The 20,940-nt window shown below is 59.4% G+C and carries 22 protein-coding genes; 7 read left to right on the forward strand and 15 right to left on the reverse strand.

What is annotated here, in order from left to right; translation table 11 throughout:
• Positions 1–90: 90 nt before the first annotated feature.
• The 4 genes from G9X48_RS05370 to sad all read right to left on the reverse strand — a co-directional run bounded on the left by G9X48_RS05370 (position 91) and on the right by sad (position 4,645).
• Positions 91–438, reverse strand: a complete 348-nt coding sequence (locus G9X48_RS05370) for a DUF4186 domain-containing protein (protein WP_097641817.1) — start codon at positions 436–438, stop codon at positions 91–93.
• A 9-nt stretch (positions 439–447) separates the two neighbouring features.
• Complete coding sequence (glsB, locus tag G9X48_RS05375; protein ID WP_007867877.1) at positions 448–1,374, reverse strand: glutaminase B; 927 nt, start codon at positions 1,372–1,374, stop codon at positions 448–450.
• Between the two features lie 51 nt (positions 1,375–1,425).
• Positions 1,426–3,015, reverse strand: coding sequence for a Tar ligand binding domain-containing protein (locus G9X48_RS05380; protein ID WP_097641818.1), 1,590 nt, complete (start codon positions 3,013–3,015; stop codon positions 1,426–1,428).
• 241 nt (positions 3,016–3,256) lie between these two features.
• Positions 3,257–4,645 carry a succinate-semialdehyde dehydrogenase gene (gene sad, locus G9X48_RS05385; RefSeq protein WP_012124761.1) on the reverse strand — a complete coding sequence of 463 codons (1,389 nt, stop codon included), beginning with the start codon at positions 4,643–4,645 and terminating at the stop codon, positions 3,257–3,259.
• Between the two features lie 141 nt (positions 4,646–4,786).
• On the opposite strand from sad, the gene G9X48_RS05390 reads away from it, so the two are divergent.
• Positions 4,787–5,659 (forward strand): LysR family transcriptional regulator, encoded by an 873-nt coding sequence (locus G9X48_RS05390; RefSeq protein ID WP_097642006.1) that lies wholly within the window; start codon positions 4,787–4,789, stop codon positions 5,657–5,659.
• Here G9X48_RS05390 and G9X48_RS05395 read toward each other — a convergent pair.
• A complete protein-coding gene (locus G9X48_RS05395) occupies positions 5,619–6,092 on the reverse strand; it encodes a GNAT family N-acetyltransferase (RefSeq protein WP_097642005.1) in 474 nt (157 codons plus the stop codon). The two genes, G9X48_RS05390 and G9X48_RS05395, sit on opposite strands and share 41 nt — an antisense overlap.
• A 169-nt stretch (positions 6,093–6,261) precedes the next feature.
• On the opposite strand from G9X48_RS05395, the gene G9X48_RS05400 reads away from it, so the two are divergent.
• Complete coding sequence (locus G9X48_RS05400; protein WP_085046601.1) at positions 6,262–7,206, forward strand: L-lactate dehydrogenase; 945 nt, start codon at positions 6,262–6,264, stop codon at positions 7,204–7,206.
• 35 nt (positions 7,207–7,241) lie between these two features.
• On the opposite strand, the gene G9X48_RS05405 is transcribed toward G9X48_RS05400, so the two are convergent.
• Positions 7,242–8,039, reverse strand: a complete 798-nt coding sequence (locus tag G9X48_RS05405; protein WP_085046600.1) for a PhzF family phenazine biosynthesis protein — start codon at positions 8,037–8,039, stop codon at positions 7,242–7,244.
• A 210-nt stretch (positions 8,040–8,249) separates the two neighbouring features.
• Between G9X48_RS05405 and G9X48_RS05410 the strand changes: the two genes are divergently transcribed.
• From G9X48_RS05410 to marB, 4 genes are all read left to right on the forward strand, one after another.
• Complete coding sequence (locus G9X48_RS05410; RefSeq protein ID WP_063265595.1) at positions 8,250–9,449, forward strand: sugar transporter; 1,200 nt, start codon at positions 8,250–8,252, stop codon at positions 9,447–9,449.
• A gap of 246 nt (positions 9,450–9,695) precedes the next feature.
• Entirely contained in the window at positions 9,696–10,130 is a 435-nt protein-coding gene (marR, locus tag G9X48_RS05415; RefSeq protein WP_004384919.1) for a multiple antibiotic resistance transcriptional regulator MarR, read from the forward strand.
• An 18-nt stretch (positions 10,131–10,148) separates the two neighbouring features.
• The gene (marA, locus tag G9X48_RS05420; RefSeq protein WP_004384918.1) at positions 10,149–10,523 is read left to right on the forward strand and encodes an MDR efflux pump AcrAB transcriptional activator MarA; all 375 of its coding nucleotides are present in this window, start codon (positions 10,149–10,151) and stop codon (positions 10,521–10,523) included.
• A gap of 70 nt (positions 10,524–10,593) precedes the next feature.
• Positions 10,594–10,806 carry a multiple antibiotic resistance protein MarB gene (gene marB, locus G9X48_RS05425; RefSeq protein ID WP_004384917.1) on the forward strand — a complete coding sequence of 71 codons (213 nt, stop codon included), beginning with the start codon at positions 10,594–10,596 and terminating at the stop codon, positions 10,804–10,806.
• Between the two features lie 26 nt (positions 10,807–10,832).
• On the opposite strand, the gene eamA is transcribed toward marB, so the two are convergent.
• Positions 10,833–11,729, reverse strand: coding sequence for an O-acetylserine/cysteine exporter (eamA, locus tag G9X48_RS05430; RefSeq protein WP_007900143.1), 897 nt, complete (start codon positions 11,727–11,729; stop codon positions 10,833–10,835).
• A 207-nt stretch (positions 11,730–11,936) separates the two neighbouring features.
• Here eamA and ydeE point away from each other — a divergent pair, with 207 nt between their 5' ends.
• Positions 11,937–13,130, forward strand: coding sequence for an efflux MFS transporter YdeE (gene ydeE / locus G9X48_RS05435; RefSeq protein ID WP_097642004.1), 1,194 nt, complete (start codon positions 11,937–11,939; stop codon positions 13,128–13,130).
• Positions 13,131–13,167: 37 nt separating this feature from the next.
• Here the strand turns inward: ydeE and G9X48_RS05440 are convergent, their stop codons facing one another.
• From G9X48_RS05440 to G9X48_RS05475, 8 genes are all read right to left on the reverse strand, one after another.
• On the reverse strand, positions 13,168–13,578 hold the full coding sequence (locus tag G9X48_RS05440; protein ID WP_097642003.1) for a hypothetical protein: 411 nt from the start codon (positions 13,576–13,578) through the stop codon (positions 13,168–13,170).
• Between the two features lie 6 nt (positions 13,579–13,584).
• Positions 13,585–14,376, reverse strand: a complete 792-nt coding sequence (locus G9X48_RS05445) for a hypothetical protein (protein ID WP_097642002.1) — start codon at positions 14,374–14,376, stop codon at positions 13,585–13,587.
• Positions 14,377–14,525: 149 nt separating this feature from the next.
• Entirely contained in the window at positions 14,526–15,224 is a 699-nt protein-coding gene (gene urtE / locus G9X48_RS05450) for an urea ABC transporter ATP-binding subunit UrtE (RefSeq protein ID WP_097642001.1), read from the reverse strand.
• A 9-nt stretch (positions 15,225–15,233) separates the two neighbouring features.
• Positions 15,234–16,031 carry an urea ABC transporter ATP-binding protein UrtD gene (gene urtD / locus G9X48_RS05455; protein WP_063265598.1) on the reverse strand — a complete coding sequence of 266 codons (798 nt, stop codon included), beginning with the start codon at positions 16,029–16,031 and terminating at the stop codon, positions 15,234–15,236.
• Positions 16,031–17,104 carry an urea ABC transporter permease subunit UrtC gene (urtC, locus tag G9X48_RS05460; RefSeq protein WP_054625327.1) on the reverse strand — a complete coding sequence of 358 codons (1,074 nt, stop codon included), beginning with the start codon at positions 17,102–17,104 and terminating at the stop codon, positions 16,031–16,033. The genes urtD and urtC overlap by 1 nt, the downstream gene beginning before the upstream one ends.
• The gene (gene urtB / locus G9X48_RS05465; protein ID WP_097642000.1) at positions 17,101–18,666 is read right to left on the reverse strand and encodes an urea ABC transporter permease subunit UrtB; all 1,566 of its coding nucleotides are present in this window, start codon (positions 18,664–18,666) and stop codon (positions 17,101–17,103) included. Before urtB ends, urtC begins: the two co-directional genes overlap by 4 nt.
• A gap of 183 nt (positions 18,667–18,849) precedes the next feature.
• Positions 18,850–20,121: an urea ABC transporter substrate-binding protein gene (urtA, locus tag G9X48_RS05470; RefSeq protein ID WP_014728842.1), complete on the reverse strand. Its 1,272-nt coding sequence runs from the start codon at positions 20,119–20,121 to the stop codon at positions 18,850–18,852.
• Between the two features lie 35 nt (positions 20,122–20,156).
• Positions 20,157–20,858, reverse strand: a complete 702-nt coding sequence (locus G9X48_RS05475) for a GntR family transcriptional regulator (RefSeq protein WP_038880411.1) — start codon at positions 20,856–20,858, stop codon at positions 20,157–20,159.
• Between the last annotated feature and the right edge of the window lie 82 nt (positions 20,859–20,940).

Below are 20,940 nucleotides of genomic sequence, written 5' to 3' on the forward strand. Positions count from 1 at the left end.
GCCGGGATAACGGAATGGCAATAAGCTTAACACGTTTTAAACACAAATCGGCGGGTGTTTACGCGTGTCAGCGCAAAATCGCGCCGCCGCTCAGCGGTTCATCTCCTGTACCAGCCAGCTGTGGATCACGGCAACGATATAGGCCTGTTGTGCGGCGCTGAGCGCCACACCCGCCGGGATGTGATGCCACTTCGCCAGACACCCGCGACAACAGGTGGCGGTGGCGTGCTGGGCGATAAATACCGGGTGCCCGCGCATCGGCGTCTGCTTACCATCATTCGCGGGCTCAGCGGGTGCCAGCCGTCTGGCGATAAAATCCGCGGCGTGCTGGTCAATCACCTCCGGGCCTTTATCGATGCAATACTGCCGCTCTTTCGCGCCGAGGTGGAAACGGCGGCGAAAGGCGGAACGGTTCAGGCGCGCGAAAAGCGCATCCATAACGCCTCCTTAAAAAATCGAACGGCCAATCTCGCGGGCAAGAATTTCCAGCGCCGCGATGCCGGCGAGCGAGTTTCCGGCGTGATCGAGCGCCGGGCTCCAGACCGCGATAGACATCTCATGCGGCACCACGGCAATAATCCCGCCGCCGACACCCGATTTCCCCGGCATTCCCACGCGCCAGGCGAATTCGCCGGAGCTTTCATACATGCCGCTGGTCGCCATCAGCGCGTTAACCTGTCGCGCCTGCACCGGGCTGATTACCGGCGTGTCCAGATGCGGTGCCCTTCCCTGATTCGCCAGAAACAGAAAGGCGCGCGCCAGCTCCGCGCAGCTCATCTTCAGCGCGCAGTAGTGAAAATAGTTCTGCAAGACGGTGATGACGTCGTTATGGAAATTGCCGAAGGACTTCATCAGATACGCGATGGCGGCGTTGCGGGCCGAGTGTTCAAACTCAGAGCGCGCCACGGCGGTGTCATAAATGATATCCGGCGCGCCGCAGAGGTTACGCACCACTTCCAGCATCCGCTGTTTCGGGGCGCTTAAGCGGCTTTGCAGCATATCGCAGACCACCAGCGCGCCCGCATTAATGAACGGGTTACGCGGTTTGCCCTGCTCCAGCTCCAGCTGCACCAGCGAGTTAAAGGGTTGCCCGGAGGGATCTTTCCCGACGCGCTCCCAGATCTCGTCGTCATCATAACGGCCCATCGCCAGCACCAGGCTCAGCACTTTGGAGATAGACTGAATGGAGAAGCGCTCATCGGCGTCGCCTGCGGCAAAACACTCGCCGCCGACGGTGCAGACGGCGATGCCAAGCCGGTCGGCGGGGACATCCGCCAGCGCGGGAATATAGTCCGCCACCTTACCCTGTGCGGCAAGCGGGCGGACCTGTTCGAGAATTGAAGCCAGTAATTCGTTATTAAGCGTGTGGGTCACCAGAGACTCCCGGCGCGAAGGACGATCGTTCGGGCCGGGAGTATAGCAATCTCAGGCGGAAAGACGAAAGCGCGAGACGGCCTCCGTGAGCCTGCGCGATTCATCACGCAGGCGCAGCGATGCCTGGGTGGTGTGCTGCACCAGCGTCCCGGTCTCGCCCGCCACCTGGTTGAGCGCGCCGATGCGCTGCGTTACCTGATGAATGCTGTCGCCCTGATTGACGGTCGCCACGGCGATTTCGCCAAGCAACCCCGTCAGATGGCTCACCAGCGCCATCACCCGCCCCAGATTCTCTTCAAGCTTCGATACCGCCTGCGAGCCTTTCTCGATTCCCTGCAACGAGTGATGGATAAGTTCCTGAATGGTCTGCGTCGAATGGCTGCTCTTACGCGCCAGCAGCCCGACCTCTTTTGCCACCACGGCGAAACCGCGGCCGTGATTCCCGGCGTGAGCCGCTTCAATGGCGGCATTAAGCGCGAGAATATTGGTCTGGAACGCGACGCTTTCGATCATCGCCACGATCCCGCGCATCTCCGAGGAACGCGAGACGATATCCTGCATCGAGTGGTTTACCGTCACCATCATTTCATCGCCGCCTGCGGCCACCCCCCGCGCTTCATCGGCGCGGGCGTTCGCCACGCGGGCGTACTCGCTGTTCTCTTCCACGTGCGCTTCCAGCGTTTCGATATGCTCGGTGACTTTTCGCAACTCTTCCGCCTGCAGTGCCGACTGACTGAAAAGCTGCTCGTTGCCCGCCGCCAGCTCGCCGATATTGGCGACCATCGCGGACGTCGCCTCGCGGACCTCGTTAACCAGCTGTTGCAGCCCGCCCTGCATCTGGCCGATGCTCTGGCTCAGCTCCGCCATCTCGCGATTAACCAGCTTATCTGACGGCAGCGGCGTGCCAAGATCGCCTGCCGCCAGCCGGTTGATATGGGTGATAAGTCTTCTTAGCGGGCGGATCACCCACACCGCCATACTGCGCCACACCAGCAGCGCGATGGCGAGCAGCACGCCGAGCGCCATAATAAACAGCCGCTGCGCCTGCTCAAGACCGCCCAGCAGCTCGCGGCTGTCGCGGTCCGCACGCTGCGCGTTGGCGCTTTGATAGCGGGCGAAGTTGTCGTTGAAATCGGCCTGGAACGCCTGCACCGGCACCGCGAAAAACGCGTCAATGCTGTTGGTGCTGACAAGGCCGTCCGCCTGCTCTTTCAGCGCGCCATAAAAATTTTCATAGCTCGCCTTTAAGGGATCGTCTTTCGCCGGGTTAAGTTTGCCGTAGCGCTCAAACGCCGCATGGGAGCGTTTCAGCGCGGCCTGCGCCTCATCCATCAGGCTGTTCCAGCTCCCCACCGAGCCGGTTTCTTTATCCTGCATAAAGTAGATGCCTGCACGGTTCAGTAAGTCACTTGCCATCAGGAGCGTGACGCGGGCGTCATCCATCGCCACCTGCTGCTGGCGCTGCGCCTCGCGGTGCTGGACCTGCTGCTTCGTGTCGCCAAGCAGCGATGAGAGCATCAGTGTGGAGAGAATTTGCAGTGCGGAGAAGAGCGTAATAACACACAGAATGCCGGCCATCAGCCCGAAGCGAGTGCGCGGCACGACGCGCCGGATGGCGCGGGTAATTTTAGTTAGGTTCATGTTTTTCTTCGTTAAACAGCGAAAACCTCCGCGAGTCTACAAAGCAAAAATGACAGAACCATGTCACGGATATGACAAAGGGCCGCATGAGCGGCCCCTTACTCCCTGGGCGGGTAAGCGAAACGCACCCGCCAGCAGGCTGAACCACTGCCACCGTAGGGCGGGTAAGCGAAGCGCACCCGCCGGTCAGGCTGAACCACTGCGCGGCCCGGCGGGATAACGCGTTTATTCACCGCATCACTTAGCGGCGGTTTTTCCACACGGTCTGGATATTACAGAACTCATGCAGGCCAAAGTGCGACAGCTCGCGGCCAAAACCGCTCTTCTTCACGCCGCCAAACGCCACGCGGGCGTCACTTGCGCAGTAGCCGTTAATAAAGACGCCGCCGCACTCCAGACGCGCCGCGAAATCCTCCGCGCGGGCATCATCGGCGGTCCAGACGGTCGCGCACAGGCCAAATTCGCTCTCGTTCGCCAGCTCCAGCGCCTGTTCGGCGTCGCGCGCCACGCTAATGGCTGCCACCGGCCCGAACAGCTCCTGGCGAAACGCGGTCATCTCGCGCGTCACGTTGCCAAGCACCGTCGGCGCGTAGAAATTCGCCGCACCGGCTACCTTCTCGCCACCCAGCAGCAGCGTCGCGCCTTCGCTGAGCGTCGCCGTCACCTGCGCATGCAGCTCGTCACGCAGATCAAAACGCGCCATCGGGCCCAGGAACGTGGTTTCGTCGGTCGGCGCGCCCATTTTCAGCTGCTGCGTGGCGGCCACGAATTTTTCGGTAAAGGCATCGGCGATGCTGGCTTCGACGATAAAACGCTTGGAGGCAGCGCACACCTGCCCGGTGTTCTGGTAGCGCCCCGCCACCGCCGCTTTCACGGCCTCGTCGAGATCGGCGTCCGCCAGCACGATGAACGGATCGGAACCGCCCAGCTCCAGCACGCATTTTTTCAGCGCCGCGCCCGCCTGCGCGCCGATTGCGGCACCCGCACGCACGCTGCCGGTGACGGTAACGGCGGCGATACGCGGATCGTTAATCGCCTGGCTCACCCCGTCGTTGGTGGCGTTAATCACCTCGAACACGCCGGCCGGCACGCCCGCGTCTTCAAAAATCTCATTAATCAGCAGCGCGCAGCCCATCACGTTCGGCGCATGCTTAAGCAGATAAGTGTTGCCCGCCAGCAGGATCGGTACCGCGCCGCGCATCACCTGCCACAGCGGGAAGTTCCACGGCATGACGGCCAGGATCGGTCCGAGCGGACGGTATTCAATCACCGCCTGCTGGTTTTCCACCAGCGTCGGCTCCGTCGCGAGCATCGCCGGGCCATGTTCGGCGTACCAGTCGCAGAGCGCGGCGGATTTCGCCACTTCGCCGCGCGCCTGAAGGATCGGCTTGCCCATCTCGGCGGTGATCATCTGCGCCAGCTCTTCGCTGCGTGCGCGCAGTGCATTGCCGATGTTACGCAGCGTCTGCGCGCGTTCATCAATACGGCTGGCGCGCCAGCGGCGAAAGCCTTCGCTTACGCGGGTAATAGCCAGCTCGACCTGTTCAGCGCTTGCCAGCGGGTACGCCGCCAGGGTTTCGCCGGTGGCCGGATTTACGGAAATCGCATGGGTCGCAGGGGAAATGCTCATCAATGGCCTCTCTCTTATAGGTTGTTATCGGTGACGCTTTTTTACACAAAACACGTCAAAACTTCTGGCATAGCCTGGCCTGCTCTGGTATTTCTGAAAAGTGAATAATATTGACGATTCCATTCACCCGGAGAGAATGCGATGGATTTAACCCAGTTTGAGATGTTTAACGCCGTGGCCGAAACCGGCAGCATCACGGCCGCCGCCCAGCGCGTTCACCGGGTGCCGTCTAACCTGACCACCCGCATCCGCCAGCTTGAAGAAGATCTGGGCGTGGATCTGTTTATCCGCGAGAACCAGCGCCTGAAGCTCGCGCCCGCCGGGCACAGTTTTCTTGATTACAGCAAGCGTATTCTGGCGCTGGTGCAGGAGGCTCGCGAGGTGGTCTCCGGTGACGAGCCGCAGGGGATCTTCTCGCTCGGATCGCTTGAGAGCACCGCGGCGGTGCGCATACCCGCTGTGCTGGCCGCCTTTAACCAGCGCTACCCGAAAATTCAGTTCGATCTGGCGACCGGCCCGTCCGGTACCATGATTGACGGCGTGCTGGCGGGCGAACTGAGCGCGGCGTTTGTCGACGGCCCGGTTTTGCACCCGAATCTGGAAGGTATGCCGGTCTATCAGGAAGAGATGATGCTGGTGGCGCACGCGAATCACCCTGAGGTTACGCGCGCGCAGGAGATTAACGGCGCGAGCATTTACGCCTTTCGCGCGAACTGCTCCTACCGGCGACATTTCGAGAGCTGGTTTAAAGAAGATCAGGCGATGCCGGGTAAAATCCACGAAATGGAGTCTTACCACGGCATGCTGGCGTGCGTGGTGGCGGGTGCCGGTGTGGCGATGATCCCGCGCAGTATGCTGGAGAGTATGCCAGGCAGCCATCAGGTGCAGGCGTGGCCGCTGGCCGATAAATGGCGCTATATCAATACCTGGCTTATCTGGCGGCGCGGCGCGAAAACCCGCCAGCTCGACGCCTTTACAGAACTGCTGCCGTGTCTGACACCCGCTTTCGCATAAACACACTCAGCGGATCGGGCTGGTAAGGCGCAAACGGTGCGGTGTGCGTATAGCCGCAGCGCTCGTAGAGCTTCACCGCCGCATGCTGGTGAATGCCGGTTTCCAGTTGCAGCGTGTGGCAGCCGCGTGAGCGCGCGGCGGCTTCCAGCGCCGCCATCAGTTTTTCGCCGAGCCGCTGCCCGCGGTGGCGCGCATCGATATACACCCGCTTAATTTCTCCAGAGCCGTCAGCATTCAGCATCACCGCGCCGCAGCCCACCGCCTCGCCCTGATGGCGGATCACCATAAAAATCATCTCATCTTCCAGCACGTTGGCGAGATCAACCAGATGGTTGCTTTCTGCCGGGTACAGCGTGCTTTGGTACGCGTCCAGGGCGGCAATCAGCGCCCGGCTTTCAGCGCTGCCTGGCGCTTCGGCGGTTATCGGGTACATAGCGGCTCCTTGTTTGTTTTTATTAGCTTTACCGGTTGCGCGCGCCGCCGACAACCCGCCGGTCAGACGATTGTCTTATGTTGCGCGCTTTAATACACAATGGGGATTTCCTGGCACCGGGTTGTGCAGGTACTCTGTGCGGCGAAATGGGTTAACAAGGAATGACGCCATGAATAACAGAGCACGAAAAGTGATGATTATCGGTGCGGGCAACGTGGGCACCGCCGCCGCCTGGGCCTTACTCAACCAGAATATCGGCGAGGAGCTGATTCTGGTGGATCTCGATGCCGCGCGCGTCGAAGGGCACTGCCAGGACTTGCGCGACGCCGCCGCGTATATGCCGGGGATGATTAAAATCTCCACCCGCCAGGCGCAGGAGTGCGCCGATGTCGATATCGCGGTGATCACCGTTTCCGGCGGCGCGCTGAAGCCTGGCCAGACGCGCCTTGACGAGCTGACCAACACCGCGCGCATCGTCGGCCAGATAGTCCCACAGATGATGGCGGGCGGCTTTAACGGCATTTTCCTCATCGCCACCAACCCGTGCGATATCATCACCTGGCAGGTGTGGAAGCTCTCCGGCCTGCCGCGCAACCAGGTGATTGGTACCGGCGTCTGGCTCGACACCACCCGCCTGCGCCGTTCGCTTGCCGAAGCGCTGGATATCGGCCCGCAAAGCATCGACGCCTTTATTCTGGGTGAACATGGCGACACCCAGTTCCCGGTCTGGTCGCACTCTTCCGTGTATGGCTCGCCGGTCGCGCAGGTTTACGAGCGCAAAACGGGTACGCCGCTGGATACCGCGGCGCTTGCCGAGCGCGTGCGCAAGCTGGGCTTTGAGATTTACGCCCGCAAAGGCTGTACGGAATATGGCATCGCGGGCACTATCGCGGAGATCTGCCGCAATATCTTCACCGGCAGCCACCGGGCGCTGGCGGTATCGTGCATTCTTGACGGCGAATATGGCGTCGACAACGTGGCGATAGGCGTTCCGGCGGTACTGGCGCAAAACGGCGTGCAGCAGATTATCGAACTGCAGCTGGAAGGCGAGGAGCAGGCGAAGTTTCAGCATTCGGTCGCGGTGATTAAAGAGAATATCGCCCGTCTGCCCTGAGCATGAAAACGGCGCCTGCTACGGGCGCCGAAGCATCAGCGCAGCAATATCTGGCCGATAAGATACGTTACCGCCTGGCCGCCAATCAGCACGCGATCGCCCTGCCATTCACAACGTAAATCCCCGCCCCGCGCCGAGACCTGACGCGCCATCATCGCGGTCTTGCCAAGCTTCTCGCCCCAGAACGGGATCAGCATACTGTGCGCGGAACCGGTCACCGGATCTTCCGGCACGCCCTCTCCGGGGCAGAAAAAGCGGCTGACGAAATCATACGGGCCGCCGGGTGTGCCGGGCGCGGTGACGCAGACCTGTTTGCCGAGCGGTATCAACGCGTGAATATCCGGAGTCAGCGCCTCTACCTGCGCCTGAGTCTGGAGCTCCACCAGATAGTCTCGATACGCCGCCACCGACACCGCGCCGTCAATCCCCAGCGCGCTCAGCAGCAGCGCGGGCGCGTCCACCGGCTGCGCCTGCCACGCCGGAAAGTTCAGCGTCAGCCAGTCACCGCGGCGCGTGACGGTCACCTCGCCGACAAAGCGCGTCGAGAAGCGGATTTCACTGTGCGGGTAATCAAGATGCTCGAAAATCACATGCGCGGCGGCAATCGTGGCGTGGCCGCAGAGGTTGATTTCATAGCGTGTGGTAAACCAGCGCAGTTCGAAGCCGTCGTCGGTGCGCACGAAAAAGGCGGTCTCCGACTGGTTATGCTGCTGCGCCATCGCGAGCAGCGTCTCATCCGGCAGCCATTCGCTTAACGGACAGACCGCCGCCGCGTTGCCGCTGAAGGTTTTATCGGCGAACGCATCCACCATATAAAAATCAACTGATTGCATTGTTACCCCCGCCCTGTTTTTTGTCGTTGCTGTTTTTCCACCCTATCACGCGGTCTGCAATCCGTGACGGCAATTGCGTTTCTGCCGCTTCGTTTGTTACATAACGGGTATAAAAGTGAGATTTGCGTCACAAAATGGTTGTGTCCCGACGGGCGAAAGTTTTAAGATCGCTCGCTTCTTATTCACTTCTGACCAGCGCGAATCTTTTTTATGACGATGAATACAGTCTCTCGCAAAACCGCGTGGCTGCGGGTGGTTACGCTTGCGGTCGCAGCATTTATTTTTAATACCACCGAGTTTGTGCCGGTGGGTCTGCTCTCTGATATCGCCGCGAGCTTCCATATGGAATCCGCGCAGGCGGGCATTATGCTGACGATCTACGCCTGGGTGGTGGCGCTGATGTCGCTGCCGTTTATGCTGCTGACAAGCCAGGTGGAGCGCCGCAAGCTGCTGATTGCGCTGTTTGTGGTGTTCGTCGCGAGCCATATGTTGTCGTTTATGGCCTGGAGCTTCGAGGTGCTGGTCATCAGCCGTATCGGCATCGCCTTCGCCCATGCGATTTTCTGGTCGATTACCGCGTCGCTGGCCATTCGCCTCGCCCCGCCGGGCAAACGCGCCCAGGCGCTGAGCCTGATTGCGACCGGCACCGCGCTGGCGTCGGTACTCGGTCTGCCCATCGGGCGCATCGTCGGGCAATATTTCGGCTGGCGCACCACGTTTTTCGCCATCGGCATCGGCGCGCTGATTACGCTCGCCTGCCTGGTGAAACTGCTGCCAAAAATCCCGAGCGAACACTCCGGCTCTCTCGCGAGCCTGCCGGCGCTGTTCCGTCGCCCGGCGTTGCTGTGCATCTATGTGCTGACCGCCGTGGTGGTGACCGCGCACTTTACGGCCTACAGCTATATTGAACCGTTCGTGCAGAACGTCGCGGGCCTGAGCGAAAACTTCGCCACGTTCCTGCTGCTCGTGCTCGGCACCGCGGGCATCATCGGCAGCGTGATTTTCGGCAAGCTCGGCAATCTGCACGCCTCCGGGCTTATCAGTAGCGCCATCGGCGTACTGGTTATCTGCCTGCTGCTGTTGCTGCCGGCCTCGCACAGCGCTGTGAACCTGACTATTCTCAGCGCGTTCTGGGGTATTGCGATTATGCTTATCGGCCTCGGGATGCAGGTGAAAGTGCTGGCGCTGGCCCCGGACGCCACCGATGTGGCGATGTCGCTCTTCTCCGGCATCTTTAACATCGGTATCGGCGCGGGCGCGCTGGTGGGCAACCAGGTGAGCCTGCAACTCTCGATGTCGTCCATCGGTTATATGGGCGCTATTCCGGCGCTGGTCGCGTTTGTCTGGGCGATTGTGATTTTCCGTCGCTGGCCGGTTCAGCTTCCTGAGGAACAACCGCACCACGGTTAATCTTAACGCCGCCGCTTCAGGCGGCGTTTTTTTATCTTTTTTCTCTGTTTTCACCGCTTAACGTTACGCCTTTCCGCGCTTAACAGGCGAGCGCTATCGCAGCGATAGCCCTTACCTTTCCTTTGATTTTGAAGGATTTTTAACACGTTTTGGCAGATCGTGTGATCGCGAAAATCATTCGGTTGACTTATGTTTGCCTGGGCAATAATATCTCGCGTGACTAATCTACTTGCCTGGGCAACTATGTTGGAAAATAACAGCGATCTGTTTAACGAGATTATTCCTTTAGGACGACTGATTCACCTGGTGAATCAGAAAAAGGATCGCCTGCTCAATGAGTACCTTGCGCCGCTCGATATCACGGCAGCGCAGTTTAAGGTGCTCTGTTCCATTCGCTGTCCTGGCCGCATCACGCCAGGGGAGCTGAAAAAAGTGCTCTCAGTAGATTTAGGTGCTCTGACGCGCATGCTGGATCGTCTGGTATGCAAGGGCTGGGTGGCGCGTCTGCCTAACCCTAACGATAAACGGGGCATCCTGGTTGAGCTCACGGAAGAAGGCGCGGTGCTGTGTGAACAGTGCCACCAGCTGGTAGGACAAAACCTGCATCAAGAATTAACAAAAAACCTGACGGCAGACGAAGTGGCGACCCTCGAATACCTGCTTAAAAGGGTGCTGCCGTAACAGCAAAGAGGTAAGACGATGTCCAGACGCAACAATGATGCCATTACTATTCATAGCATTTTGGACTGGATTGAAGATAACCTGGAATCCCCCCTTTCCCTTGAGAAAGTGTCGGCGCGTTCGGGTTACTCGAAATGGCACCTGCAACGCATGTTCAAAAAAGAGACCGGTCACTCGCTGGGCCAGTATATCCGCAACCGGAAACTGACCGAGATTGCCCTCAAACTCAAAGAGAGCGACGAACCGATTCTTTATCTGGCCGAGCGCTATGGGTTTGAATCCCAGCAGACGCTGACCCGCACGTTTAAGAACTATTTCTCCGTGCCGCCGCATAAATATCGCGTGACGCGGATGCCGGGCGAAGGCAAGTACCTCCACCCGCTGAATCACTGAGTAGTTAAAGAACGCCGACGGCGGCATCCCGCCGTTACACTTCTCCTTTCGGGAGATAACCGAGGAAATTATGAAATCCGTCACGTGCGCCGCAGCGCTGTTGCTGGCGTTGACCTCCGGCTATGCGCTGGCAGGCAGCCCCAAAACTGACGCGTGCGCCGGGGACACCAGCACAATGATGGTGCCGATTGAGCATCATGAATCGCTGGATCTCAGCCATCGCAGCGCAGGCAGCGATAAATCAGACGAACTGGGTGTGCCGTACTACAACCAGTCGCGTTAAAAAAAACCGGGCTTTGGCCCGGTTTTTTATGCGCTGCGCACCGCCCGCCGTACCCGCCAGCCAAAGACGTTGATATAAAGCCCCGCCATCACCAGTAGCGCGCCAATAATCTGCAATACCGAGAGTCGCTCATCCAGCAGCAGTGCGGCACTGGCAAGCCCCACCACCGGCACCAGCAGTGAAAGCGGCGCCACGCGCCAGGTCTCATAACGCCCGAGCAGCGTGCCCCAGATGCCATAACCAAGAATAGTCGCGATAAAGGCCAGATAAACCAGCGACAGCACCGTCACGCTGTCGATATTCACGAGACTCTGCACCACCGCATCCGCGCCGTCGAACACCAGGCTCGCCGCAAAAAACGGCAGCACCGGGATCAGCGCGCTCCACACCACCAGCGACATCACCGCAGGCGGCGTCGGCAACTGCATGATCTTTTTGTTGAAGATATTGCCGCACGCCCAGCTCAGCGCGGCGGCGAGCGTCAGCATAAAACCGGTCAGCGCCACATGCTGGCCGTTAAGGCTGCCCTCAATCAGTACCAGCATCCCGCCGACGGCGAGCGCAATGCCGGTGAGCTGTTTAGCCTGCAGACGTTCGCGAAAAGCAAACACGCCGAGCACAATGGTGAAAAACGCCTGCGCCTGCAGCACGAGCGAGGCGAGGCCCGCGGGCATCCCGAACTTAATGGCGCTAAAGAGAAACGCGAACTGCCCGAAGCTTATCGTCAGTCCGTAGCCGAGCAGCAGCCGAAACGGCACTTTCGGGCGGGCGACAAACAGCAGCGCGGGAAAGGCGACCAGCAAAAACCGCAGCCCCGCCAGCAGCAGCGGCGGCATGGCGTGTAAACCGACTTTAATTACGACGAAATTCAACCCCCAGGCCAGCACCACCAGCAGCGCCAGCAGCCCGTCTTTACGCGTCATCCCCTGCCCCTGTTATTTATTAAAATTATGTTAATACTTCACCATACCGGAATCTTAAGGTGAGAGACAGATCACTAATTTATGGGGGGAATGTAAAGCACTTCTGAACACCCCACAGGGTGTACAGCGCCCGGATGGCATGTTATTGCTTTAAAAGAGGCCTGAACAGGCGCTCGCTCCCGCTCACCCGATAAAAAAGATAAGAAAATGTTATCAAAGAAAACGCGTTCCACCGTCGCGCTGCTGGGCTCGTCGTTAATGTTAACCATTGGCCGCGGCGCCACGCTGCCGTTTATGGCGATTTATCTCGCGAAGCGTTTCGCGATGTCGGTCGATGAAATTGGCGTCGCGCTAACGAGCGCGATGACCGCAGGCGTCTTTTTCAGCCTGGCGTTTAGCGTGTTCGCCGACCGCTTCGACAAAAAGCGCTATATGCTCATCGCTATCGCCATCTTTGTGGCGGGCTTTGTGGCGATCCCGCTGATGCATAACGCCCTGCTGGTGATCCTCTTTTTCGCCATCATTAACTGCGCGTATTCGGTGTTTTCTACCGTGCTGAAGAGTTATTTCGCCGATACGCTGGGCGCGGCGGCCAAGGCGCGTATTTTCTCGCTTAACTACACCTTTCTGAATATCGGCTGGACGGTGGGCCCGCCCGTGGGCACGCTGCTGATGGTCTATGGTCTCAATATGCCGTTCTGGCTCTCGGCAGTGACCTCTGGCATTACCTTTGTGGTTATCACTATTTTTGTGCAGCGCGTGGCACCGGCGCATGAGCAGGCCGACGCTCCCTCAGGCCCGCCGCCGCTCTCGCTGCTGTGGCGCGACCAGCGTCTGCTGTGGTTCACCGGCTCGGCGTTTCTCGGCTCGCTGGTGGCGGGGTCCTTTGCCGTCTGTATTTCGCAATACGTCTTAACCTTTTCCGACAGCGCGCTGGCGCAGCAGATTGTCGCGGTGGTGTTGCCGGTCAACGCCGTGCTTGTGGTTTCGCTGCAATATCTGGTGGGCCGAAAACTGCGCGCCGAGAACTTAAGCCGCCTGATGCTCTTCGGTACCGTCTGCTTTATTCTCGGCCTCGGCGGCTTTCTGATGTCGGGCACCAATCTCTGGATGTGGGGCGCGGCAGCGGCGGTCTTTACGCTTGGCGAAATCATCTATGCGCCGGGTGAATATATGCTGATCGACAATATTGCCCCGCCGGGCCTGAAAGCCGGTTACTTCTCCGTGCAGTCGCTCGGCTGGCTGGGCGCGGCGTTTAACCCGATGTACAGCGGCTTTGTACTGACCACGCTGCCGTCATGGTCGCTGTTCGCGTCGCTGATGGTTTTTGCAGCTATGGCGTATCTGATGATGGTAAAAGGCATGCGCGTGAAAGCCGTTGGGGTGATGCAACCGGGCTGAGTGAAGTGCGGGCCGGGTAAACGCCTGGCCCGCACGTTTATAGCGGAGGGATTTTGAGTAAAACGGCGACCTGTCGATAGACCACATATTTCATAAAAAGCATCAGCCCACCACCGAGTAGCCAGTAAAAGCTTAACAATATACAGAGTATGAAATGTGTTGAGCCACCGAAGCCAAAGAGCATTACCGGTATTAAAAGCATCAGCAACAAATGCCCTTTCATTAAGCGAAGCGGTAATAACGCCATTATAATGAATGCTGGAAATATGCCATACCACAAGGCTAAATTAAGCGAGGCGGTTTCCCGAACACTATAAGTGCCGTAAAATATTCTGTAGACAGAAAAATAGATCGCATCGTGCAGCATGAGCACGCAAATCATAGATAAGATTACCATCAGTGGACGAGAAACTATCTCACAAAAGAAACGACTGAAATCGTTATCCATGCTCTTTTAACCTTTTCTGCCATAGCGCTTTAAATCCGCTTCGGTGATAGGTTCCGCGAGCATCTCACTTTTAACTGGAAAAGTACTTTCGTACACCATGACACGAGGATAATATTGATTGTTGGTCACGACGTTATAAGTGAATCGCTTACTGGCATAAAGCGCACCGCGTAGAACAAAGAAATTATCATAAGTATTGGAGTCATCATAACGACTGGTAAACGTTCCGTCCGCCCAACGCCTTGCTATCTCCAGCGTTTGCTCCACAGAATGCGTAGCCCGATAGGTATCGACGGCATAAGGGATCTGTCCGACAGCGTCAGCCCAATAAGGTAAGCCATTAATGAGTACCAAAAGATATCCATCGGCACCTTGCGCACTGGCTTTCCAGTCTCCCGGCATTCCCGAAGCGAATGATAATGAAGGCCGGTCTGTTTCAGCGAAATCGACGATATCCTGCCAGCTGAAATGCTTATAGGCATTCTGAACTTCTTGCTCATGATTAAAATATATCATCGGATGATAATTATCCGCCAGTGGTTCAAACCATTGCCATGCATAGCGATCGTATAATTCTTTCGCTGTAATTATCTCAAACATTTCACCTTCTTTTAAACCAAGCGCAAACAAAATATCACCATTAGTTCGCGTAATGATTTTACAGGAAGGGATATAAACCGTTTGGACGTAGTTTTCTGTAACTGGCCGGGTATGTGAATAGTAGACAAGATGTGTGCCGCCATTCTCTGTCTGGAAATTATAGGCTCGCCCATTGATAATATGTTGAGTTTTTTTCATGGCCATTCCGTTTACTGCGACAATTTGCAGCACTTTACGCCAGTCACCCTTTTGATTAAGTATCCTCTCCTTTTTATCAGAAAATATTTATCTCAGAAGCTATGCTCAGAAAAACAGTGGCCAGCCTCCTGCCAGCCTTTTTACCGCTATCAAATCGCTACCAGCCCTCGCACGCCGTCGGCTTTCATCGCAGCGCCGGGGCCGCGTTGCACGATAGCGCCGCGGGACATCACCAGATAGTTATCCGCAAGCCCGGCGGCGAAATCGTAAAACTGCTCCACCAGCAGAATGGCCATATCGCCGCGGGCGGCCAGCGCCCGGATAACGTCGCCAATCTCTTTGATGACCGACGGCTGAATGCCTTCGGTGGGCTCGTCGAGGATCAGTAACTGCGGGCGGCTGGCGAGCGCCCGGCCGATAGCGAGCTGCTGCTGTTGCCCGCCGGAGAGATCGCCGCCGCGCCGCTGGCGCATCGATTTCAGCACCGGAAAGAGCGTATAAATCTCCTCTGGCACGCTTCTGGCCTCTGCACCGCGAAAGCGTGACAGCCCCATCAGCAGGTTTTCCTCCACCGTGAGCCGCGGGAAAATCTCTCGCCCCTGCGGCACATACGCGATGCCTGCCGCCACGCGCTGGTGCGGTTTATAACGGGTGATAACGTCGCCCTGCCAGGTGACCGAGCCGGTTTTCGCCGGAATCAGCCCCATCAGACATTTTAGCAGCGTGCTTTTGCCCACACCGTTGCGCCCGAGCAGACAGGTCACTTCGCCCGTGCGCGCCTCAAGCGACACGCCGCGCAGGATATGGCTGCCGCCATAGTATTGATGCAGTTCGTCCACGTTTAACATCGTTGCTCCTTAACGCCCGAGATAGACGTCGATCACCTGCTCGTTGGCCTGAACCTCGGCAAGCGAGCCTTCCGCCAGCACCTGGCCCTGATGCAGCACCGTCACTTTGTCGGCAATGGTCTCCACAAAGCCCATATCGTGCTCCACCACCATCAGAGAGTGTTTGCCCGCCAGCGCGCGAAACAGCTCGGCGGCGTAGTCGGTTTCCGCGTCGGTCATGCCCGCCGCAGGCTCGTCGAGCAGCAGCAGGTGCGGCTCCTGCATCAGCAGCATGCCGATTTCCAGAAACTGCTTCTGCCCGTGTGACAGCGCGCCAGCCTGGCGCTGGCGCTCTGCCCCTAAGCGCAGCGTTGTCAGCATCGCGTCGATACGGTCGGTCTGCTCGGCATTCAGCCGCGCGCGCAGCGTGCCGCGCACCGATTTATCGCCCTTTTGCGCGAGCTCCAGATTCTCAAACACCGTCAGCGCCTCAAACACCGTCGGCTTCTGGAATTTGCGCCCGATACCGCGCCGGGCGATTTCCACCGGTTCAAGGCGCGTCAGGTCGGTTTGCTGATCGTAAATCGCACGCCCGCTCTGGGGCCGGGTTTTGCCGGTAATGACATCCATCAGCGTGGTTTTGCCCGCGCCGTTGGGGCCGATAATGCAGCGCAGTTCGCCGACGCCGGTCGAGAGCGTCAGATCGGTGAGCGCCTGGAAGCCGTCAAAACTGACATTGATTTTCTCCAGTTGCAGCACCGGATCGGTCTCGGCGCGAAAGCGGTCGGTCTCATACTGCCGGGTATAGAGCGTATCCGTGGCGTGCATTATTTCTCTCCTCTGCGCAAAAGCCCCGCCACACCGCGCGGCAGAAACAGGGTGACCAGAATAAATATCAGCCCTAAAAAGAGCTGCCAGTACTCCGGCATCACCACGGTAAAGAGGCTTTTGGCCCCGTTGACCAGCAGCGCGCCGAACACCGGCCCCACCAGCGTGCCGCGCCCGCCGAGGGCCACCCAGATGGCCGCTTCAATGGAGTTGGTCGGCGACATTTCACCGGGGTTAATGATGCCGACCTGCGGCACATAGAGCGCGCCTGCAAGGCCGCACATTACCGCGGAAATCGTCCAGACCAGCAGCTTGAAGCCGCGCGGATCGTAGCCGCAGTACATCAGGCGGCTTTCCGCGTCGCGCACCGCCGTCAGCACCCGGCCAAATTTGCTGCGCGCCAGCCACAGCCCGACGGCGAGACAGGCCAGCAGTAAGGCGAGCGTGGCGATAAAGAGCGCGATGCGCGTGCCGGTCGCGGTGAGCGAAAACCCGAGCAGCGTGGTAAAGCCGGTAAAGCCGTTGTTGCCACCAAAGCCGGTTTCATTGCGAAAAAAGAGCAACATTCCGGCAAAGGTCAGCGCCTGGGTAATGATGGAAAAATAGACGCCTTTGATTTTCGAGCGGAACGCAAAAAAGCCGAAAACCAGCGCCAGCAGCCCCGGCACCAGCACCACCAGCAGCAGCGCCCAGAGAAAATTCGACGTGCCCCACCAGTACCACGGCAGCTCGCTCCAGGAGAGAAACGACATAAACGCGGGCAGCCCGTCGCCCGCCGCCTGGCGCATCAGGTACATACCCATCGCGTAGCCGCCGAGCGCGAAGAAAATTCCGTGGCCGAGCGATAAAAGCCCGGCGTAGCCCCAGACCAGATCCAGCGCCACCGCGACAACCGCGTAGCAGAGGATTTTGCCCATTAATGTCAGCGTCCAGGTGGAGACCGCGAGCGGGTGGCTTGCGGGTAACAGCGTCAGAAACGGCAGCGCGAAGAGCGCCGCCAGCGCCAGCCCGCCTGCGATAACGCTCAGGCGCGGCGCTTTTCGGACCAGCGTTAAAGTCACCGGCTGCGTCATTCCACGGCCCTCCCTTTGAGTGCAAACAGCCCCTGCGGGCGTTTCTGAATAAACAGGATAACCATCACCAGGATGGCGATTTTGCCAAGCACCGCGCCGACCTGCGGCTCAAGGATTTTATTGAAAATCCCCAGACCAAACGCCGCCGCCACGCTACCCGCCAGTTGGCCAACGCCGCCCAGCACCACCACTAAAAAGGAATCGATAATGTAGCCCTGACCGAGCTCTGGCCCGACGTTGCCAAGCTGTGAGAGCGCTACGCCGCCAAGCCCCGCGATACCGGAGCCAAGCCCGAAGGCCAGCATATCGACGCGCCCGGTGGGCACGCCGCAGCAGGCGGCCATCGCGCGGTTCTGCGTGACCGCCCGCACGTTCATGCCAAGCCGTGTTTTATTGAGCACAAGCCAGGTGAAAAACAGCACCAGCAGCACAAAGCCCATCACCACCAGCCGGTTCCACGGCAGGATCAGGTTCGGCAGCACCTGAATGCCCGCGGAGAGCCAGGCCGGGTTCGCCACCTCGACGTTTTGTGCGCCAAACGCCATGCGCACCAGCTGGATGAGCATCAGGCTGATGCCCCAGGTGGCGAGCAGCGTCTCCAGCGGGCGGCCATACAGGTGGCGAATAATGGTGCGCTCAAGCGCCATTCCCGCGCAGGCCGTTACCAGAAACGCCACCGGCAGCGCCAGCAGCGGATAGAACGTCAGCCACTGCGGTGCAAATTCCGCCAGCGCGTTCTGCACGCACCAGGTGGCGTATGCGCCGAGCATCAGCATTTCGCCGTGGGCCATATTGATAACGCCAAGCAGCCCGTAGGTGATGGCAAGGCCGAGCGCGGCCAGCAGCAGAATCGAGCCGAGCGACAGCCCCATAAACGCCTGGCCGAGCAGATCGCCGACCATCAGGCGATGGTCAATTGCACGAACGCTTGCGGCTGCGGCCTCGCGCACGCGAGCGTCAGGCTCGCTGGCCGCGTCGGTAAAGGGCTGGAGCCGCGCGCGGGTTTGCGGATCGCCGGATTCGCCAAGCCGCGTGACGGCATTCAGGCGCACCGTCGCATCCGGGCTTGCCAGTTGCAGGCTCGCGAGCGCGGTGGCGAGCGCGTCGCGCACGGTGTCGTCTTTTTCAACGGCCAGACGCTGCGTCAGTAAGGGGACCATTTGCGGGTCGCCGTCGCGCTGTAACGCGCGGGCGGCATCCAGGCGCTGCGTGACGTTGTCACTCACCAGACGATGCGTGGCCAGCGCCGCGGCGGCGAGATTGCGCAGGCGGTTGGTGAGCCGAAGGGGTTTTACCGCGCCCACCGGTGTGGCGGCGCTACCGAGCGCGGTCAACCCTTCCGGGCGCTGCGCGAACGGATGCTTCTGCGTATCAACGACCAGATTCTCATCGCCGAGCGCGACCAGCAGCGGCAGACGCGCAACGTCAGGGGCGGTCGCCCAGGTTTGCAGCAGCGTCGCCTGGGTGCTTCGGTTGGCGGCCGCAAAATCATCGGCGTCACCGGCGCGGGCGAGCCACGGCACCAGCAAGACGGCGACCATCAGCCAGCGGAATAATGTCATGGTTATCTCCTTTGCAACCGTTGTGGCTTGCAGTCGGTTATGGCGGGTGCGCGGTTACAGAGTTTTTACGGCGGGTGCGCTTCGCTTACCCGCCCTACAAAACACGTTTATTCCGTGTAGGGCGGGTAAGCGAAGCGCACCCGCCACATTAACCGGCACAATTGCCTGTCCCGTGACCGCCCCTTAATTGCTGGCGGTTTTCACCGGCGTATCGGCTTTTTTGTCGTTCCCGGCGATATACGGGCTCCACGGCTGCGCGCGCACCGGGGCTTCGGTCTGCCACACCACGTTGAACTGGCCGTTGCCCTCGATTTCGCCAATCATCACCGGTTTATGCAGATGGTGATTGGTGTTATCCATCGTCAGCGTAAAGCCGGACGGTGCCTTGAACGATTGCCCCGCCATCGCCGCGCGCACCTTGTCGACATCCGTCGTGCCCGCCTTCTCTACCGCCTGCGCCCACATATGAATGCCGACATAGGTCGCTTCCATCGGATCGTTGGTCACGACGGTATCGGCGTTCGGCAGCTTGTGCGCTTTGGCGTAAGCGCGGTAATCAGCGACAAATTTTTTGTTTTCCGGGTTATCCACCGACTCGAAGTAGTTCCACGCGGCCAGGTTGCCCACCAGCGGTTTGGCGTCAATCCCGCGCAGTTCTTCTTCGCCCACCGAGAACGCCACCACCGGCACGTCGGTCGCCTTCAGCCCCTGGTTCGCCAGCTCTTTATAGAACGGCACGTTGGAATCGCCGTTAATGGTGGAAACGACGGCCGTTTTACCGCCCGCGGAGAATTTCTTGATGTTGGCGACAATCGTCTGGTAGTCGCTGTAGCCAAACGGCGTGTAGACCTCTTCAATGTCTTTATCCTGAACGCCTTTGGCGTGCAGGAACGCGCGCAGAATTTTATTGGTGGTACGCGGATAGACGTAATCGGTGCCGAGCAGGAAGAAGCGCTTCGCGCCGCCGCCATCTTCGCTCATCAGGTATTCCACCGCCGGGATCGCCTGCTGGTTAGGCGCGGCGCCCGTATAGAAGACGTTCGGCGACATCTCTTCGCCTTCGTACTGCACCGGGTAGAACAGCAGCCCGTTGAGTTCTTCAAAGACCGGCAGTACCGATTTGCGCGAGACCGACGTCCAGCAGCCAAAGACGGCGGCGACCTTATCTTGGCTCAGCAACTGGCGGGCTTTCTCGGCGAACAGCGGCCAGTTGGAGGCCGGGTCGACCACCACCGGCTCCAGTTTTTTGCCGAGAACGCCGCCTTTGGCGTTGATCTCATCGATAGTCATTAACGCCACATCTTTGAGCGGCGTTTCCGATATCGCCATCGTGCCGGAGAGCGAGTGCATAATGCCCACTTTAATGGTGTCGGCGGCCTGGGCGCTGAAGGCGAACCCCATGCTGATGACCGAGGCGGAAAGGGCGAAGGCTTTTAACAAAGTACGACGATGCATAAGGTCACTCCTGATAATGGATGCTGTGTGTACGGTTAATCTGACGCGCCACGCCGCGCCTGTTGCAGGGCGTGCAGCGTAATCTTGCGAACCTCTTTCTGGCTTTGGGCGATATGGTCGTGCAGTCGGGTCCGGGCCTCCTTCAGGTTGCGTTCAAAAATGGCGAGCAGGATCTGGCCGTGCTCGGCGTAGGTCGCGCTAACGCGCGACGCCTGGGTGAAATCCATGCGGCGCACAATGCGGATTTTTTCCGTGACCTCACGATGCACGCGCGCCATTTCCGGGTTGCCCGCGGTGGCAACGAGCGTCAGGTGGAATGCCTCATCATGCGGCGCGACATCGCTGCCGTCCGCGAGCGGCGGCGCGTCAATCCAGAATTCGCGCAGCTCACGCAGCGGCAGCGGCGTGACGTGCGCCGGTAAGGCGCAGAGGCGCGCAACGGCTTCGGTTTCCAGCACGATGCGCAGATCATAGAGCGCCTCCAGATGATCGAAATCGATCGGCCGCACCTGCCAGCCGCTGCGCGGCTGGACGTCGAGATAGCCTTCCTGTTCAAGCCGGTGCAGCGCCTGGCGTACCGGCGTGCGGCTCGCGCCCATGCGCGCCGCGACGTCGTTTTCGCTGAAGCGATCGCCCGGCAGCAGGCGGAAATCGAAGATCGCCTGTTTCATCAGCCGGTAGATGCGATCGCCCTGCGCCTCCGGGTGCGCCTCGCGGTGTCGGGCGGTAAGCGGCATAGCGCCTCCTTTTTGCGTCTGGTTTGATATGGCGGGTGCGCGTTGCTTACCCGCCCTACGGGGCGGCTTGCGTTGTAGGGCG

The sequence above is a fragment of the Cronobacter sp. HA18006 genome, assembly GCF_011605445.1.
Taxonomy (GTDB): Bacteria; Pseudomonadota; Gammaproteobacteria; order Enterobacterales; family Enterobacteriaceae; genus Cronobacter; species Cronobacter sakazakii.

Coding starts and splice junctions, on each gene's coding strand:
- G9X48_RS05395 (WP_097642005.1), bottom strand. CDS start 6,092: ATGTACCCGATAACCGCCGAAGCGCCAGGCAGCGCTGAAAGCCGGGCG.
- eamA (WP_007900143.1), bottom strand. CDS start 11,729: ATGACGCGTAAAGACGGGCTGCTGGCGCTGCTGGTGGTGCTGGCCTGG.
- G9X48_RS05370 (WP_097641817.1), bottom strand. CDS start 438: ATGGATGCGCTTTTCGCGCGCCTGAACCGTTCCGCCTTTCGCCGCCGT.
- urtC (WP_054625327.1), bottom strand. CDS start 17,104: ATGACGCAGCCGGTGACTTTAACGCTGGTCCGAAAAGCGCCGCGCCTG.
- G9X48_RS05400 (WP_085046601.1), top strand. CDS start 6,262: ATGAATAACAGAGCACGAAAAGTGATGATTATCGGTGCGGGCAACGTG.
- G9X48_RS05410 (WP_063265595.1), top strand. CDS start 8,250: ATGACGATGAATACAGTCTCTCGCAAAACCGCGTGGCTGCGGGTGGTT.
- G9X48_RS05440 (WP_097642003.1), bottom strand. CDS start 13,578: ATGGATAACGATTTCAGTCGTTTCTTTTGTGAGATAGTTTCTCGTCCA.
- marB (WP_004384917.1), top strand. CDS start 10,594: ATGAAATCCGTCACGTGCGCCGCAGCGCTGTTGCTGGCGTTGACCTCC.
- G9X48_RS05475 (WP_038880411.1), bottom strand. CDS start 20,858: ATGCCGCTTACCGCCCGACACCGCGAGGCGCACCCGGAGGCGCAGGGC.
- urtA (WP_014728842.1), bottom strand. CDS start 20,121: ATGCATCGTCGTACTTTGTTAAAAGCCTTCGCCCTTTCCGCCTCGGTC.
- marA (WP_004384918.1), top strand. CDS start 10,149: ATGTCCAGACGCAACAATGATGCCATTACTATTCATAGCATTTTGGAC.
- G9X48_RS05380 (WP_097641818.1), bottom strand. CDS start 3,015: ATGAACCTAACTAAAATTACCCGCGCCATCCGGCGCGTCGTGCCGCGC.
- urtB (WP_097642000.1), bottom strand. CDS start 18,666: ATGACATTATTCCGCTGGCTGATGGTCGCCGTCTTGCTGGTGCCGTGG.
- urtD (WP_063265598.1), bottom strand. CDS start 16,031: ATGCACGCCACGGATACGCTCTATACCCGGCAGTATGAGACCGACCGC.
- sad (WP_012124761.1), bottom strand. CDS start 4,645: ATGAGCATTTCCCCTGCGACCCATGCGATTTCCGTAAATCCGGCCACC.
- ydeE (WP_097642004.1), top strand. CDS start 11,937: ATGTTATCAAAGAAAACGCGTTCCACCGTCGCGCTGCTGGGCTCGTCG.
- G9X48_RS05405 (WP_085046600.1), bottom strand. CDS start 8,039: ATGCAATCAGTTGATTTTTATATGGTGGATGCGTTCGCCGATAAAACC.
- G9X48_RS05390 (WP_097642006.1), top strand. CDS start 4,787: ATGGATTTAACCCAGTTTGAGATGTTTAACGCCGTGGCCGAAACCGGC.
- urtE (WP_097642001.1), bottom strand. CDS start 15,224: ATGTTAAACGTGGACGAACTGCATCAATACTATGGCGGCAGCCATATC.
- G9X48_RS05445 (WP_097642002.1), bottom strand. CDS start 14,376: ATGAAAAAAACTCAACATATTATCAATGGGCGAGCCTATAATTTCCAG.